Source organism: Ruegeria sp. YTSC325 (genome assembly GCF_059609525.1).
The window spans coordinates 100,527-115,169 of record NZ_JBXWLY010000015.1; the positions used below are offsets into that span (position 1 = coordinate 100,527).

Genomic DNA, 14,643 nt, shown 5'->3' on the forward strand with positions numbered 1-14,643 from the left:
ATCTGGGGCGCAAATTGACACGGGTGGGTCGATTGTTCCGCATCCAGCACGACAAAAACACAAACCGAAGGAAAAAACGCAACTATTGGTCAGTCGATTCCGACACCGGTTTCTCAAGTTGGAAGAAGCTCATGTCCCAGGCAACTCGTAGGACATAGTCCTGGACCACCTGATCCAAATGATCTTCGGACCCGGCATAAGCCGCCCATGGAACGGAAACGCCAGCCGGGGCAAACAAACAGTTCAAAACCCACTTTCGCCCGGCATATCCGAACCTTTGCAGCGCCGATTCCAATTCTGATTTCGCCAAGTCAGGCCTGCCTGCCAAAGCAAAAAGCCGACCGCTCGATAGCAACTCTCTTTCGCCGCGCCACATATACCAATCAATCGCTGCGTCATACCATCGCGTGAAAAAGATGCCCTTATCTTTTTCGACGTCACCCTTCTGAAGGACGGCAATCTTCTTTATATATTCGATCCCCTTGTTCTCATCACCGATCTTGAGATGAACCAAAGCCGGCCAGTACAAATCTGATGCTTTGCCCGGCTCTAGCCGCGCAAGGTTATGTGCCGCCTCAAGCGCACTGTCGTGGTTCCCGGTGTATTTCAGGTCGTAAAGCAGTTGAGAGAAATACACCCAATCTTCGTCCGGCCAGCGATCCTTGGCCTGTTTTAGGAACGCCTCAACCCCCTCAAAGCCGTTCAATTCATAGCTTAGATCCAGCAACTCATAACCCGCCTTTCCATAGCCCGAGTCGATCTTCAGGGCCGTTTGCAACCCGCGCCTTGCTGCCAGAGGACGCCCGTTCCGTCTGTCAAAACCGGATTTGCGGTACAGGGCAAACAAACTGTCAGGATCTATCTGCAACGCGCTGTCATAATCCGCTGCTGCCGCCTGAGTGTCACCAAGGGCGTCATAGGCGAACGCGCGTCTTAAGAGTGAATTTGCGTCATTGGGATACACGGCCAAAGCATGAGTGTAATCCGCAACCGCCATGTCAAATTGCCGGTCGCGGTGATACGCCCACCCTCTGAATCTAAAAAGCGCATTACGATTGGCCTCGTTAGCTCCGTTCCCATTCAACAGCGTCGTACACGCAGACACTGCCTCGGTGTGCTTTGCCTTGCCGCCGAAACAAGTCAGCGAAAGCTCGGAATAATTGACCGAGGATCGAGACGGCGCGTTTGCTGATAACAGCAGCGCGGTTGCAACAATAAACAGGGCGGCAATCCGAATTTTCAAGAGTATCCCTTAGCAGAGGCAACTCTCCTTAAGGTAGTAATGAGGCCTGCCGCTAAAAAGGTTTGAGCCGTGCAACAGATCGCACGTGATGCCTGCAAGGCACGGTGTCGTCTAAACGCCCCAAGTGTCGCTTAACCGATACCCGCCTTGCCATGGGTCATCGGGATCCAGCATGTGCTGATGGGTGCCGGTGATCCAACCTCGGCCACTGATCTCGGGGATAATAGCAGGTCTGCCTTCCAGATCCGCATGCCCGGTAACGCAGCCTGTGAAACGCGAACCAATGATCGAAACGGCCTCGAATGTTTGACCAACAGCCAGTTCTCCCTTGGCGGCCATCAAGGCCATTCGAGCCGAGACAGCCGTTCCCGTTGGCGAGCGGTCGATCTTGCCCGGTTGAATCGCCACGGCAGATTTTCCGGTCAAGCCAGTCGGAGTCGCCTGAACCGGGCCGCAAAACGCACAGAATGAGATATGGGTCCAATCCGGGTTCTGAGGGTGGGTAAAACCCAGCTGTTCATTCGCAGCATTGGTAATCGCTACCCCAATGCGCGCGAGATCCCGAGCCTCGTGCGCTACGATATCAAAACCCAATGTCGCCGCGTCGACCACGACAAAGCTGTCGCCGCCATATGCTGTGTCAACGACCAGCTCCCCCACACCGGGCACATCCAGTGTAGCGGCAATTTTGTCCGCGAAACTGGGCAGGTTCCGAACATGAATACGCTCGGCTTTGCCATCGCGACATTCAGCACGAACCCTGACCAGACCTCCCGGCGCTTCCAGCGTCAGATGCGTTTCCGGCTCTTGCATCGGGATCATACCGCTGTCCAGCAAAACGGTAGCGACGCAGATCGCGTTCGAACCGGACATGGGCGGCGTATCTTCGGGTTCCATGATGATGAATGCGGCATCCGCGTCGGGATGTTTGGGCGACACCAAAAGGTTCACGTGGCGAAAGACACCACCGCGGGGTTCATTGAGAACAAAATTGCGCAAAGTCTGATCCCGCGCAACGAACGAGCGCTGTTCCCACAGGGTATCTCCGGGCGGGGGCAACACTCCCCCTACGATGACGTCACCCACTTCACCCTCTGCATGGGCCGATATGACGTGGAGTGTTTTGACGCTGCGCATTTGACCTCTCTAAAATCGAGTAGCCGCGTAAGGCGTCATCGGGATGGGCAGTTCATCGCCGTCGACCAGCCCTGCTACAAGTTCAGCCGTACCCGCCGATTGAGTTAGCCCCAGATGCCCGTGCCCAAAGGCGTAGATGACATCAGGTGCGTGCGCAGCCGCCCCAATGACCGGGATACTATCCGGCAGGGATGGCCTGAAGCCCATCCATTGCGTTCCCCCCGCCGTGTTCAACCCCGGCAGAAATTGAGTCGCTTTGTTCAGCAGCGTGTCGGCGCGCTTGAAATTAGGAGGCAAAGTCAGCCCACCCAATTCAACCGCACCACCAATGCGCACGCCGCCGTTGATGCGGCTGGCGACAAACCCATGTCTTGAAAAGGTCAGATGCATCCGCAGATCGAAAGCGCCGGGTGGCAAGGTTGTGTTGTAGCCGCGCTCGGTTTCTAGCGGGATATGGTCGCCCAGTGTTTGCGCCAGATGATGCGACCAGGCACCCGCAGCCACAACAACTTTTGTTGCGTCCAGTGTCCCGTCGTCAACGGTTATCCGCACACCATGTTCTAACGGAGTCAACGCGCGAATATTGCGCGTTTCGATCCGCCCCTGCCTTTCACGAAACGATTTGGCCAAATGGTCGACCCACTGCTTTGGGTCGATCACGTTAAGCCAGTTTGGGGTGAAACCAGCATGGGTGAACCGTCGACTAAGTCCCGGCTGTTTCTCGGCGATCGCCTCGGGTGTCTCAAGCAGTTCAAATTCGATTCCGTGCGCGCGTCTAAGATCCCAGGTTGGCAGGCTGGCGCGATATTCGGTCTGGGACTCATACAATTGCAGTTGCCCATCGCGCTGCATCATCTCTTCGCCATTGACAGAAGGGATCAGTCGCTCCAGAGCGGCGCTGGAAATCTTCATAAGGTTCGACTGCGCGCCCAACAAATCCGTATAGCGCGACGGCTGGCTAGCTCGCCAAAAGCGATACATCCAAGGTGCAATCTTGAACGCATAGGCTGGAGGTATCGACAACGGGCCCAGTGGGTCCAGCAACCATTTCGGCGCTTTGCGCATGATGCCTGGAGTCGCCAGCGGTTCGACCTCGGGGAAGGCAAAAGCCCCGGCATTTCCGGCCGAGGTTTGCGCGGCGACTCCGTCTTTGTCCAGCACCAGCACCGAGTGTCCCCGGCGCTGTAACTCCAGCGCGGTTGTGATGCCGATGACTCCGGCCCCAATGACAACAACTTGCTGAGTCATAACTGAATGCCGTTGCGGAACGGATCAGCTGCGGCAAAAATCAAATTGGCCTGAGCCATTATATGAGCCTGCCCGGTAATCGAAGGGATAACTCCACCTTCGTGGCCAGGCTGATACGACAGGCGATACGTGCTACCAATAATGCTTTGTTGAACGATTTCCTCGCCTGGGACCAAAGCACCATCTGCCGCCATACAAGCCAACAGGGCCGAGCATCCCGTCCCGCAAGGCGAACGGTCATGATTGTCGTCCGGGCACAGCACAAAGTTGCGGCTGTGAAGGTCCGGGTCGATTGGCGTGTCCTGAAGGATGACATGATCAATCAGCTCGCCCTTTTCGCCCCCGATGCCCTGAGCGATCGACGCCTTGCGGATGGCAACAGTCAGATCGGTCAACGCGCGAATTCTGTCAGACGTTACGGGGATCGGGCTGGGATCAACGATAAAGAACCAATTGCCCCCGTAGGCAACGTCGCCCACGATTTCACCGTGGCCCGGTACGCTTATTGTCACGTCACTATGGACCCGTCGGCTTTCGATATTTCTGACTGTCACAGTGTTTTCGTCATGCAGAGTAACCGCCACTACACCGGCAGGAGTTTCAATTCGGTGCTCTCCGACATCAATGCGACCCAGATGAGCCAGTGTAACCGCCAGCCCGATTGTGCCGTGGCCACACATGCCCAACACTGCATCCACGTCGAAATAGATCACACCAGTCACGCAGGTCGGGTCGACCGGTTCAACCAACAAAGCACCGACCATTGCCGGTTGTCCACGAGGTTCAAGAAGGACGGAGCGGTAGAACTCTCTGTGATCGGACTCCAACCTCCGTGCACGGTCAGCCAATGGACCAGTCCCCAGATCCGGCGCGCCGTCAAGGATGACCCGCGTGGGCTCCCCGCCGGTATGGCTGTCGATCACATGCATTCAGCGATCACTCCACCCTGTTTCGACCAGTTTGCGAACCATGCACCGAACAGCGCGTATTGCTGTTCGCAATAGTTGCGTTGTGCATCTGTCAGTTCATCTGTTTCGTTGAAGTGCAGACGATATTCCTCTTCCCCGTTCAGAACCAGTAGGTGTTTGTAGTAGAGCACCAGATCCGGCCCTTCGTCAAAGCTGGACAATACATGAATGGCTTCGGTCAACTCTTGTGCGCGTTGACGGGCTTCCGCGTGGCCTTTGGCTGCCTTTTTAGACAACGCGGCCAGCAATAGCGCTTCGCGCGGCAATGCAGTCCCAATCCCGGTGATCGAGCCGGTGGCACCGCAATTGACAAAACCGTGGTAAACCTCGGTATCAACCCCTACCATCAGCGTGACTTGATCGTCTTGGCTGGTGATGTTCTCAGCCGCATATCGAAGGTCATCCTTGCCCCCGAACTCTTTGAAACCGATCAGGTTGGGATGTTCCATGCGCAAAGCAAAGAACAAGTCAGCGCGCGTTGCGAACCCATAATAGGGACTATTGTAAATAATCGCGGGCACGTCGGGTGCGGCATTCAGAATCGCCTTAAAGTGGTTCTTCTGCGCAGTCGGAGAGCTACCACGGGACAGAACACGTGGGATCACCATCAGCCCCACAGCTCCGACTTTTTGAGCGTGGGCGGCATGGGCAACAGCGGACTTGGTGTTGATTGCCCCGGTGCCGACAACGACGGGCAGACCGGCAGCGACCAGACGCTCTACCCCTTCCATGCGTTGGGCATCAGTCAACAGCGGCCAATCCCCCATCGAGCCGCAATAGACAACCGCCGACATGCCTGCGTCGATCATCTGACGTCCTTTGCGAACCAAAGCGTCAAAATCCGGCTGGCGATCCGCTGTGCATGGGGTCATGAGCGCGGGCATAGTGCCGGTAAAAACGTTGGTGGCCATCGGACAATCCTTCGAAAACACAAGTTTGAGAACGCAGCGCATGCGCTGCTTTTCTCTGCGTTATCGGATACTGGATACAAAATCCACACTCAAATGACTAAAAAGGCGTCGAACTCAATGCACGACGCCCTTCTAGCCCAAAATCTACAAACACTATCGCAGCCGTTCGCCTGTTTCGTTGTCAAACAACATCGCCCGCTCGGCCGAGAACGAGATTCCGATTCGTGCGCCTTGCTTGCTGCGTTCATCGTCACGCTCTTCGATGATCAGCTTGTCGCCATTTGCGGTCAACAGATAAGAATAGCTGACACCGCCAAGCGCTTCGGTCAGGTCCACGGTGCAGGTATCACCTGTACGATCGACCAGAAGGTGCTCAGGCCGTATCCCCAATGTCACTTTCGTCGCATTTGCGGGGACAGAAGACGTCACCGGTACAGGATGATTGAACGCGGGGTGCGTTACACGGCCATCAACCACGTCACATTCCAAAAAGTTCATCGCTGGCGAACCAATGAACCCGGCAACGAATCTGTTGTCCGGGTCGCGGTACAAATCCATCGGAGCACCGACCTGTTCGATTCGACCATCTCGCAAAACAACGATCTTGTCGGCCATAGTCATCGCCTCGACCTGATCGTGGGTCACATATATCATGGTTGCGCCGATTTCATTGTGAAGGCGCGCGATCTCAACCCGCATTTCGACCCGCAATTCGGCGTCAAGGTTCGACAACGGCTCGTCGAACAGGAACACGTCGGGGCCGCGTACAATGGCCCTGCCAATGGCAACACGCTGACGCTGACCGCCGGACAAGGCCTTTGGTTTCCGTTTCAGGTATTGATCCAACTTCAGAATAGCTGAAGCCTCTTGAACTTTTTGGTTTATCTCGGCTTTCGCCACGCCGTTCATGCGCAGACCGAACCCCATATTCTCGGCCACAGTCATGTGCGGATAGAGTGCGTAAGTCTGGAACACCATCGCAACGCCACGCTTGGCTGGGTCCAGATGTGTCACATCTCTTGCGCCGATGTGGATTTCGCCTTCGGTGGTTTCCTCAAGTCCAGCAATCATCCGCAGCAGTGTGGACTTACCGCACCCTGAAGGGCCAACGAAAACACAAAACTCTCCGTCTTCGATCTGCAGATCGATTCCATGAATAACCTGCGTCTCGCCATATCGCTTGATCGCACCGTTCAGAGTGACCCCTGTCATGTCCCTTGCATCCTGTCGCTATTTCCGTTTGGGCGGGTTTCCGGGAACCGCCATGATTGCGCCTCAGCTCCGATCTGATCGGCCACACGGCGGACCCGAGGCACCCAAGCTTGTAGCTGGGCAAAACTCATCCGCTCAGTTGACCCGGTGATCGAGATCGCCCCCAGCATGCGCCCCCCTTCTGTCAAGACCGGGCAGGCAACGCAGATAATGCCGGGCTCATGCTCTTCGTCGTCCACAGCATATCCGCGCTCTCGGATCGCAACCAAATCAGCACGCAATAGCTGCTCGGAAGCGAGCGTCTTGTCTGTAAAGCGGTGAAAGCTCTGCTGTGAAAGAGCTTTGGCCAGTTGGTCAGGCTCCAAATGTGCCATCATTGCCTTGCCGACACCCGTACAATAGGCAGGACCCACCTTCCCCGCTTGCGAATACATTTCGACCGGCTGCGTCGCGTTTCTTTTGTCTACGTACAGAACCTGACCGGAATCCAGCTGCGCCAAATGAACAGTTTCCCCGGTTTCACGGCTAAGAGCGTCCAAAAATGGCCGGGCAATCGGCGCGAGCGAGCTTTGGGTCCACGCTGCGTGGGCCAGACGCACCAGACGCAGCCCCGGCGCATAGGTCTGTCTGTCGGGGTCATAAGACAACATACCCTGATTGGTCAGCGATTGGAGAAACCGATATAGCGTGGCCTTTGGGAAATCGCTGTGTTCAAGCAATTCGCCAAAGCGAACCGGACGCGCGAAAGCCGCAACCTGATCCAGCACATCACAAGCTTTACCTATCGTTCCGTCACCAGCCACGGGCGCGCATTCTCCTCCACTTACCCAATGGCCGAGGCCACGAGGGTCTTGACAAGACTAACCGAGTCGATGTGTAGTTTTCAACATATAAAACTGAGTTCCACAATATGGAACCATATGGAAGCTAAGGGAGGAAACCATGCATTCCATCTACAAGCGCACAACGGCCGCGCTGGCCATGAGCGTTGCACTTGCTGTTCCGGCATATGCCGAACTGACCGGCGAGCTGCGAATCTTCCTCGATACATCGAACCCGGCGCCCCGCGCGACGATGGAAGCGATGATCGACCGTTTCGCAGCCGAGCACCCCGAACTGGAAATCGAAACCACGGTGATCGACCGTGAGGCGTACAAAACGCAGATCCGCAACTTCCTGACGGCTGACACGCCTGATGTTGCCACTTGGTATGCGGCCAACCGTATGAAACCCTATGTCGAAGCTGGCCTGTTCGAAGATGTCTCGGACCTGTGGGCGGAGCCTGAGATCGCGGAAAACCTTGCCTCGACCAAAGGTGCGATGACCATCGACGGCAAGCAGTGGGGCGTGCCCTATACCTATTACCAGTGGGGCGTTTACTACCGCAAAGACATCTTTGATGAGTTGGGCCTGTCCGAGCCGACCACCTGGGAAGAAGAACTGGCGAACTGCCAGAAGATCGTCGATTCAGGCCGCGCCTGCTACACGATCGGTACCAAGTTCCTTTGGACCGCAGGTGGCTGGTTCGATTATCTGAACATGCGTACCAACGGCTTCGATTTTCACAACCAGCTCGCCAATGGCGAAATCAGCTGGGAAGACGACCGCGTCAAACAGACCTTCGCCAACTGGAAACAGCTGATCGACATGGGTGCGTTCATCGACAATCACCAGACCTATAGCTGGCAAGAAGCCCTGCCCTTCATGGTCAATGGCGAAGCAGCGGCATATCTGATGGGTAACTTCGCCGTAGCGCCGCTGCGTGAAGCAGGCCTGTCCGACGACCAGCTGGACTTCTACCAGTTCGTGGCCATTAACCCGGACGTTGAACTGGCCGAGGACGCGCCGACCGACACGTTCCACATCCCTGCCAATGCTTCGAACAAAGAAGCCGCACGTGAATTCCTGCGCTTTGTGGTCTCGGCTGATGAACAGACCAAAATCAACAACGGTTCGAACCTTGGTCAGTTGCCGGTGAACGCCAAATCCTCGGTGGACAATGACAAGTTCCTGCAGCAGGGCTTCAACATGCTGTCATCGAACAGCCCCGGCGGCGTTGCCCAGTTCTGGGATCGTGATGCGCCTGCTGAAATGGCCAAAGTATCGATGGAAGGGTTCCAGGAATTCATGGTCAAGCCAGACAACGCTGACCGTATCCTGGCCAAGCTGGAACGCGCACGCCAGCGTATTTACGACAACTAATCCGGGCAGAGCGGGGCAAAGCCCGCTCTGATCCAGAACCTGCGTAAGGCGGGTGCCAACCCGCCTTACTCCATTGACCAAACCCCGAGATCCAAAATGTCCGCTGTCGACGTTCCCGAACAAGAAAGCTGGTTCCATAGAAACCAACAGCGTATCGCACCGTGGCTGTTTCTGGCCCCCGGCCTGCTGTTCTTCATGGTCTATGTGATCATCCCGGTCTTTCAGTCTTTCAACCTGTCGCTTTACGAATGGGACGGGCTGGGCGCGGCGGAATATGTGGGGTTTCGCAATTACGAAGACCTGTATTGGGAATGGGTCGACCGGGATGCGTTCTATACCTCGCTCAAGAACAACCTGATCTGGCTGATCCTATATCTGGCCTCGATCCCGGCGGGCCTGTTCATCGCGTTATTTTTGAATCAGACAGTTGCGGGCATTCGCCTGTATAAGTCTCTGTTCTTCTTCCCCTTCGTAATCTCTCAGGTCGTGGTGGGGCTGGTCTTTACATGGTTCTACGACCCAACCTTCGGCCTTCTGAACGAGTTTCTGGGCTTCTTCGGCCTAGGTCCGCTGAACGTGCTGGGGGATGAGCGGTTCGTGACCTATGGCATCATCGTCGCGGGCCTCTGGCCGCAGACGGCATATTGCATGATCCTCTACCTGACCGGCCTGAACGCCGTGGACCCCGAACAGATCGAGGCCGGACGTCTGGACGGTGCAAAAGGCTGGCGGATGCTGTGGCACATCATCCTGCCCCAACTGCGCCCCGCCACCTTCATCGCCTTTGTCGTCACAATCATCGGCGCGCTGCGCAGTTTTGACCTGATCTCGATCATGACCCAGGGCGGGCCGTTCGGATCGTCCCGCGTACTGGCCTATTACATGTTCGAGGTCGCCCTGTCCGAATACGGCTTCCGCATGGGATATGGCGCTGCCATCGCCGTGATCCTGTTCCTGATCATGCTGTGTTTCATCGCCTATTTCCTGTGGTCGATGTACCGCGAAGAAAGGGGGCACTGACATGTTCCCCAAACCCATAGAAAAACAACCCCGCGCGGCCCAGATCACCTATCAGGCCATGCTGCCCATTGCCCTGCTGTTGTGGCTGGGGCCCTTGCTGGCGGTGGCGCTGTTTTCGGTCAAACCGGCGGCAGACTTCACCAATGCAAACTACTGGGGCCTGCCCTCCAGCTTTGAGGGCGCAGTCAACTATGGGCAGGTGTTCTTCAATTCCGACATGCCGCGCTACCTGCTGAATTCATTCCTGATCACCATCCCCACCGTGATCGGCGCGGTGGCACTCAGCTGCATGACCGGTTTTGCATTGGGCATCTACAAGTTCCGCTCGAACCTGTGGATTTTCTTTCTGTTCGTCGCCGGCAATTTCGTACCCTTCCAGATCCTGATGGTACCTGTGCGCGACCTGACGCTGGAACTTGGCCTCTATAACACTAAAACCGGGTTGGTGCTGTTCCACATCGCGTTCCAGACCGGGTTCTGCACGCTGTTCATGCGCAACTTCATCCGCGCCCTGCCGTTCGAGTTGATCGAAGCCGCGCGGGTTGAAGGCATCAGCGAGGTCCGCATCTTCTGGTACGTGGTCCTGCCACTGATGAAACCGGCGATTGCGGCGCTCAGCGTGCTAATCTTCACCTTCATCTGGAACGACTATTTCTGGGCCGTAGTGCTGACCCAAGGCGCCGAAAGCCAGCCTGTCACGGCGGGCATTACCAGCTTCAACGCCCAGTTCCGCGCAGCCTACCAACTGATGAGCGCGGGTTCGATCGTCGCCGCCCTGCCGCCTGTGGCCATGTTCTTCCTGATGCAGAAACACTTCATCGCAGGCCTGACGCTGGGGGCCGTGAAATGACATCAAATCAGAGGTTTACAACATGGTAAAGATTGCCTTTATCGGCGCGGGCTCGACCATCTTTATGCAAAATATCGTGGGTGACGCGCTGCTGACCCCATCTCTGGCCGACAGCCACTTTGCCCTGATGGATATCGACCCCAACCGGCTGGCCGAAAGCGAGGTCGTCGCTCGCGCCATGATCCGATCGGTTGGAACAGGGGCCAGTGTCACCACCCATACAGACCGCCGTGCGGCGCTGGAGGGCGCAGATTTCGTGATCACCGCCTTTCAGGTCGGTGGCTACAAGCCCTGCACGGTGACGGATTTCGAAATTCCCAAGCAATACGGCCTGCGCCAGACCATTGCCGATACTTTGGGCGTAGGCGGCATCATGCGCGGGTTGCGCACCGTGCCCGTGCTGTGGGACATCGCGCAGGACATTATGCAGCTGTGCCCCAATGCCACCCTACTGCAATATGTCAACCCGATGGCCATCAACACCTGGGCCTTGGCCGAGCAATTTCCGGCGCTGAAGCATGTAGGCCTGTGCCATTCGGTCCAGAACACAGTCGAAGAGCTGGCCCATGATCTGGATCTGCCCAAGCACGACATCCGTTACAAGGTCGCCGGGGTGAACCACGTTGCCTTCTTCCTGCGGCTAGAGCATCAGGGGCGCGACCTCTACCCCACCTTGCGGCAGGGATATGCCAGTGGGCAAATTCCGAAGCCACCGCTGCTGATGCCGCGATGCCCCAACAAGGTGCGGTATGAGGTGATGGATCATCTGGGGTATTTCTGCACTGAAAGTTCTGAACATCTGGCCGAATATGTGCCATGGTTCATTAAGGACGGACGCCCGGACCTGATCGAGCAGTTCTCGATCCCGCTGGACGAATATCCCACCCGCTGCGAGGAGCAGGTCGCCGCTTGGCAGGAACAGGCCAAGACCCTGACGGATGGGCGCGATATCGACGTGACCCGCAGCCATGAATTCGCCGCCGACCTGATGAACGCCATTGTCACTGACACGCCCTATGTCGCTTACGGCAACCTGCCCAACACGGGCCAAATCCCGCAATTGCCGCTGGGCGCTGCGGTCGAAACCCCCTGTCTGGTGGACAGCAACGGTGTGCAGCCTTCGGTCGTGACCGACATCCCGCCGCAACTGATCGCGCTGATGCGCAGCCAGATCAACGTGCAGGAACTGACAGTCCGCGCGCTGCTCGACCAGAACCCCGAACACATCTATCACGCCGCGATGATGGACCCCCACACCGCCGCCGAGCTGGACCTGCGCCAGATCCGCCATCTGGTCAGTGATCTGCTGACCGCGCATTCCGACTGGTTGCCGGACTGGTGCCAGCCCGCCAAAGCCGCTTGAAAGGGCTTCGCAAATGACCAAGAAACGCCGATCAGAACACTGGTATGGAAAGCTGGACAAGGACGGGTTCATCCACCGCTCGTGGATGAAAAACCAGGGCTTTCCAGACCACGCTTTTGATGGCCGCCCCATTATCGGCATCTGCAACACATGGTCGGAACTGACACCCTGCAACTCGGGCCTGCGCGATCTGGCCGAGGGCGTAAAGCGTGGCGTGTGGGAGGCAGGTGGCTTCCCTGTCGAATTCCCGGTCATGTCGCTGGGCGAGACCCAGATGAAGCCCACCGCCATGCTGTTTCGCAACCTTTTGGCCATGGATGTCGAGGAATCGATCCGCGCCTATGGCATTGACGGTGTTGTCCTGCTGGGCGGGTGCGACAAGACCACGCCGGGCCAGTTGATGGGCGCGGCCTCGGTCGATCTGCCGTCAATCGTGGTCAGTTCCGGCCCGATGCTGAACGGCAAGTTCAAGGGCAAAGATATCGGCTCGGGCACGGATGTGTGGAAGTTCTCGGAAGAGGTCCGCGCGGGCGAAATGACCCTGCAGGATTTCATGAACGCCGAATCCGGCATGTCGCGCAGTAAGGGTGTCTGCATGACCATGGGCACGGCCTCCACTATGGCGTCCTTGGTTGAGGCAATGGGCATGTCCCTGCCCACCAATGCCGCTCTGCCCGCCGTTGATGCGCGCCGTATGGCGCTGGCGCATCTGACCGGAAAACGGATTGTCGAGATGGTGGACGAAGACCTCAAACCCTCGGATATCCTGACCAAAGAGGCGTTCCAGAACGCTATCCTGACCAATGCTGCGGTGGGCGGGTCGACCAACGCGGTGGTTCACCTGCTGGCGCTGGCGGGTCGCGTCGGCGTGGACCTGACGCTGAAGGATTTTGAAATCGGGTCAGAGATCCCGCTGCTGGTGAACTGTATGCCCTCGGGGCAATACCTGATGGAGGATTTCTGCTATGCCGGTGGTGTTCCGGTGGTGCTGAACGAACTCAAACCCTTCCTGCGGCCAGCGAAAACGGTTCTGAACAAGGATATCTCGGCCCATTTTGACGGTGCTGAGTGTTATAACTCCGATGTTATCCGGCCCTTTGACGATCCGGTCAAACCTGCGGCGGGGCTGCGGGTCTTGCGCGGCAACCTCGCGCCCAACGGAGCCATCGTGAAACCCTCGGCGGCGACAGATGAATTGCTGGAAACCGAAGCCGAAGCCTATGTTTTTGAAAGCATCGAAGACCTGAAGGCCAATATCGACCGCGATGATCTGCCAGTGACGCCCGAGACCATTCTGGTGCTCAAGGGCTGCGGCCCCAAGGGCTATCCGGGCATGCCCGAGGTCGGCAACATGCCGATCCCGGCCAAGTTGGTCAAAGAAGGCGTGCGCGACATGATCCGCATCTCGGACGCGCGCATGTCGGGCACCGCTTTTGGCACCGTCATCCTACATGTCAGCCCCGAGGCGCAGGCGGGCGGCACGCTGGCGTTGGTCAAGACCGGTGACCGCATCCGTGTATCGGCCAGCAATGGCGAACTGGAACTGCTGGTGGATGAAAAGGAGCTGGACGCCCGCCGCGCCGCGTGGCAACCGGACGATCCGCATTACACCCGCGGCTATGCCCGGCTTTACATCGACCATGTGCTGCAAGCCGATCAGGGCGCGGATCTTGATTTTCTGGTGGGCAAAGACACCCGCCTTGTCACCCGAGAGAGCCACTGATGACCCAACCCGCCACCTTCCACGACCTGAACGGGGCCTCGGTCTACATCACCGGCGGTGGGTCCGGCGTGGGTGCAGCCCTGACCGATGGGTTTATGGCTCAAGGGGCCAATGTAGCCTTTATCGGACGCTCAGACGCCAGCGAATTTGTCGAGCAGATGCGCGACAAGTACGGCCGCGCACCCTTATTCCTGCAAGGCGACATGACCGATATCGACTTGCTGCACGCCACCATGCAACAGGCCGCCCAGGCACATGGCCCCCTGAACGTGCTGGTCAACAACGCTGCCAATGACAAGCGCCACTCGCTTGAAGAAACCACGCCCGAATTCTGGGACTGGATGATCGAAGTCAACCTGAAGGCTTATTTCTTTGCCTGCCAGCAGGCCGTGCAGCAGATGACGGCGGGCGGGGCGATCATCAATTTCAGCTCCATCAGCTACATGATGGGGAATGGGGGCTATCCCATCTACACCACCGCGAATGCCGGTATCACCGGCATGACCCGGTCGCTTGCGCGTGAGCTCGGGCCCCAGAACATCCGTGTCAACGCCCTAGCCCCCGGCTGGGTTCTGACGCAAAAACAGCTGGATATGTGGGCCACGCCCGACGATCTGGCCGCCCACATGGAACGGCAGTGCCTCAAGGAGCACTTGACCCCCGAAGACATGATTGCGCCTACCTTGTTTCTGGCCTCAAACGCCAGCCGCGCCATGACCGGACAGTGCATGGTGGTAGATGGCGGCGTCGTGGTAACGGGGTAGCA

13 protein-coding genes are annotated in these 14,643 nt (G+C 57.4%); 6 read left to right on the top strand and 7 right to left on the bottom strand.

What is annotated here, in order from left to right; all coding sequences use genetic code 11:
- Nucleotides 1-82: 82 nt before the first annotated feature.
- From AC2FF7_RS18500 to AC2FF7_RS18530, 7 genes are all read right to left on the bottom strand, one after another.
- Nucleotides 83-1,243 (bottom strand): tetratricopeptide repeat protein, encoded by a 1,161-nt coding sequence (locus AC2FF7_RS18500; protein ID WP_480868309.1) that lies wholly within the window; start codon nucleotides 1,241-1,243, stop codon nucleotides 83-85.
- A gap of 111 nt (nucleotides 1,244-1,354) precedes the next feature.
- Nucleotides 1,355-2,380 (bottom strand): trans-3-hydroxy-L-proline dehydratase, encoded by a 1,026-nt coding sequence (locus AC2FF7_RS18505; protein ID WP_480868310.1) that lies wholly within the window; start codon nucleotides 2,378-2,380, stop codon nucleotides 1,355-1,357.
- A 9-nt stretch (nucleotides 2,381-2,389) separates the two neighbouring features.
- Nucleotides 2,390-3,628, bottom strand: coding sequence for an NAD(P)/FAD-dependent oxidoreductase (locus AC2FF7_RS18510; protein WP_170754101.1), 1,239 nt, complete (start codon nucleotides 3,626-3,628; stop codon nucleotides 2,390-2,392).
- Nucleotides 3,625-4,557, bottom strand: a complete 933-nt coding sequence (locus AC2FF7_RS18515) for a 4-hydroxyproline epimerase (protein WP_480868312.1) — start codon at nucleotides 4,555-4,557, stop codon at nucleotides 3,625-3,627. The genes AC2FF7_RS18510 and AC2FF7_RS18515 overlap by 4 nt, the downstream gene beginning before the upstream one ends.
- On the bottom strand, nucleotides 4,548-5,507 hold the full coding sequence (locus AC2FF7_RS18520) for a dihydrodipicolinate synthase family protein (RefSeq protein WP_496906125.1): 960 nt from the start codon (nucleotides 5,505-5,507) through the stop codon (nucleotides 4,548-4,550). Before AC2FF7_RS18520 ends, AC2FF7_RS18515 begins: the two co-directional genes overlap by 10 nt.
- 153 nt (nucleotides 5,508-5,660) lie before the next feature.
- Entirely contained in the window at nucleotides 5,661-6,719 is a 1,059-nt protein-coding gene (locus AC2FF7_RS18525; RefSeq protein WP_209196247.1) for an ABC transporter ATP-binding protein, read from the bottom strand.
- Nucleotides 6,716-7,522 (bottom strand): IclR family transcriptional regulator, encoded by an 807-nt coding sequence (locus AC2FF7_RS18530; protein ID WP_209196248.1) that lies wholly within the window; start codon nucleotides 7,520-7,522, stop codon nucleotides 6,716-6,718. The genes AC2FF7_RS18525 and AC2FF7_RS18530 overlap by 4 nt, the downstream gene beginning before the upstream one ends.
- 139 nt (nucleotides 7,523-7,661) lie before the next feature.
- Between AC2FF7_RS18530 and AC2FF7_RS18535 the strand changes: the two genes are divergently transcribed.
- From AC2FF7_RS18535 to AC2FF7_RS18560, 6 genes are all read left to right on the top strand, one after another.
- Complete coding sequence (locus tag AC2FF7_RS18535; protein WP_496906126.1) at nucleotides 7,662-8,921, top strand: ABC transporter substrate-binding protein; 1,260 nt, start codon at nucleotides 7,662-7,664, stop codon at nucleotides 8,919-8,921.
- A 96-nt stretch (nucleotides 8,922-9,017) separates the two neighbouring features.
- Nucleotides 9,018-9,941 carry a carbohydrate ABC transporter permease gene (locus tag AC2FF7_RS18540; protein WP_480868319.1) on the top strand — a complete coding sequence of 308 codons (924 nt, stop codon included), beginning with the start codon at nucleotides 9,018-9,020 and terminating at the stop codon, nucleotides 9,939-9,941.
- 1 nt (nucleotide 9,942) lies between these two features.
- Entirely contained in the window at nucleotides 9,943-10,791 is an 849-nt protein-coding gene (locus tag AC2FF7_RS18545) for a carbohydrate ABC transporter permease (RefSeq protein WP_170355113.1), read from the top strand.
- 22 nt (nucleotides 10,792-10,813) lie between these two features.
- The gene (locus tag AC2FF7_RS18550) at nucleotides 10,814-12,154 is read left to right on the top strand and encodes an alpha-glucosidase/alpha-galactosidase (RefSeq protein ID WP_480868321.1); all 1,341 of its coding nucleotides are present in this window, start codon (nucleotides 10,814-10,816) and stop codon (nucleotides 12,152-12,154) included.
- Between the two features lie 13 nt (nucleotides 12,155-12,167).
- The gene (locus tag AC2FF7_RS18555; RefSeq protein ID WP_353392030.1) at nucleotides 12,168-13,877 is read left to right on the top strand and encodes an IlvD/Edd family dehydratase; all 1,710 of its coding nucleotides are present in this window, start codon (nucleotides 12,168-12,170) and stop codon (nucleotides 13,875-13,877) included.
- Nucleotides 13,877-14,641: an SDR family NAD(P)-dependent oxidoreductase gene (locus AC2FF7_RS18560; protein ID WP_480868323.1), complete on the top strand. Its 765-nt coding sequence runs from the start codon at nucleotides 13,877-13,879 to the stop codon at nucleotides 14,639-14,641. Before AC2FF7_RS18555 ends, AC2FF7_RS18560 begins: the two co-directional genes overlap by 1 nt.
- Nucleotides 14,642-14,643: the final 2 nt, after the last annotated feature.

Coding starts and splice junctions, on each gene's coding strand:
- AC2FF7_RS18560 (WP_480868323.1), top strand. CDS start 13,877: ATGACCCAACCCGCCACCTTCCACGACCTGAACGGGGCCTCGGTCTAC.
- AC2FF7_RS18540 (WP_480868319.1), top strand. CDS start 9,018: ATGTCCGCTGTCGACGTTCCCGAACAAGAAAGCTGGTTCCATAGAAAC.
- AC2FF7_RS18535 (WP_496906126.1), top strand. CDS start 7,662: ATGCATTCCATCTACAAGCGCACAACGGCCGCGCTGGCCATGAGCGTT.
- AC2FF7_RS18525 (WP_209196247.1), bottom strand. CDS start 6,719: ATGACAGGGGTCACTCTGAACGGTGCGATCAAGCGATATGGCGAGACG.
- AC2FF7_RS18520 (WP_496906125.1), bottom strand. CDS start 5,507: ATGGCCACCAACGTTTTTACCGGCACTATGCCCGCGCTCATGACCCCA.
- AC2FF7_RS18510 (WP_170754101.1), bottom strand. CDS start 3,628: ATGACTCAGCAAGTTGTTGTCATTGGGGCCGGAGTCATCGGCATCACA.
- AC2FF7_RS18505 (WP_480868310.1), bottom strand. CDS start 2,380: ATGCGCAGCGTCAAAACACTCCACGTCATATCGGCCCATGCAGAGGGT.
- AC2FF7_RS18550 (WP_480868321.1), top strand. CDS start 10,814: ATGGTAAAGATTGCCTTTATCGGCGCGGGCTCGACCATCTTTATGCAA.
- AC2FF7_RS18555 (WP_353392030.1), top strand. CDS start 12,168: ATGACCAAGAAACGCCGATCAGAACACTGGTATGGAAAGCTGGACAAG.
- AC2FF7_RS18545 (WP_170355113.1), top strand. CDS start 9,943: ATGTTCCCCAAACCCATAGAAAAACAACCCCGCGCGGCCCAGATCACC.
- AC2FF7_RS18515 (WP_480868312.1), bottom strand. CDS start 4,557: ATGCATGTGATCGACAGCCATACCGGCGGGGAGCCCACGCGGGTCATC.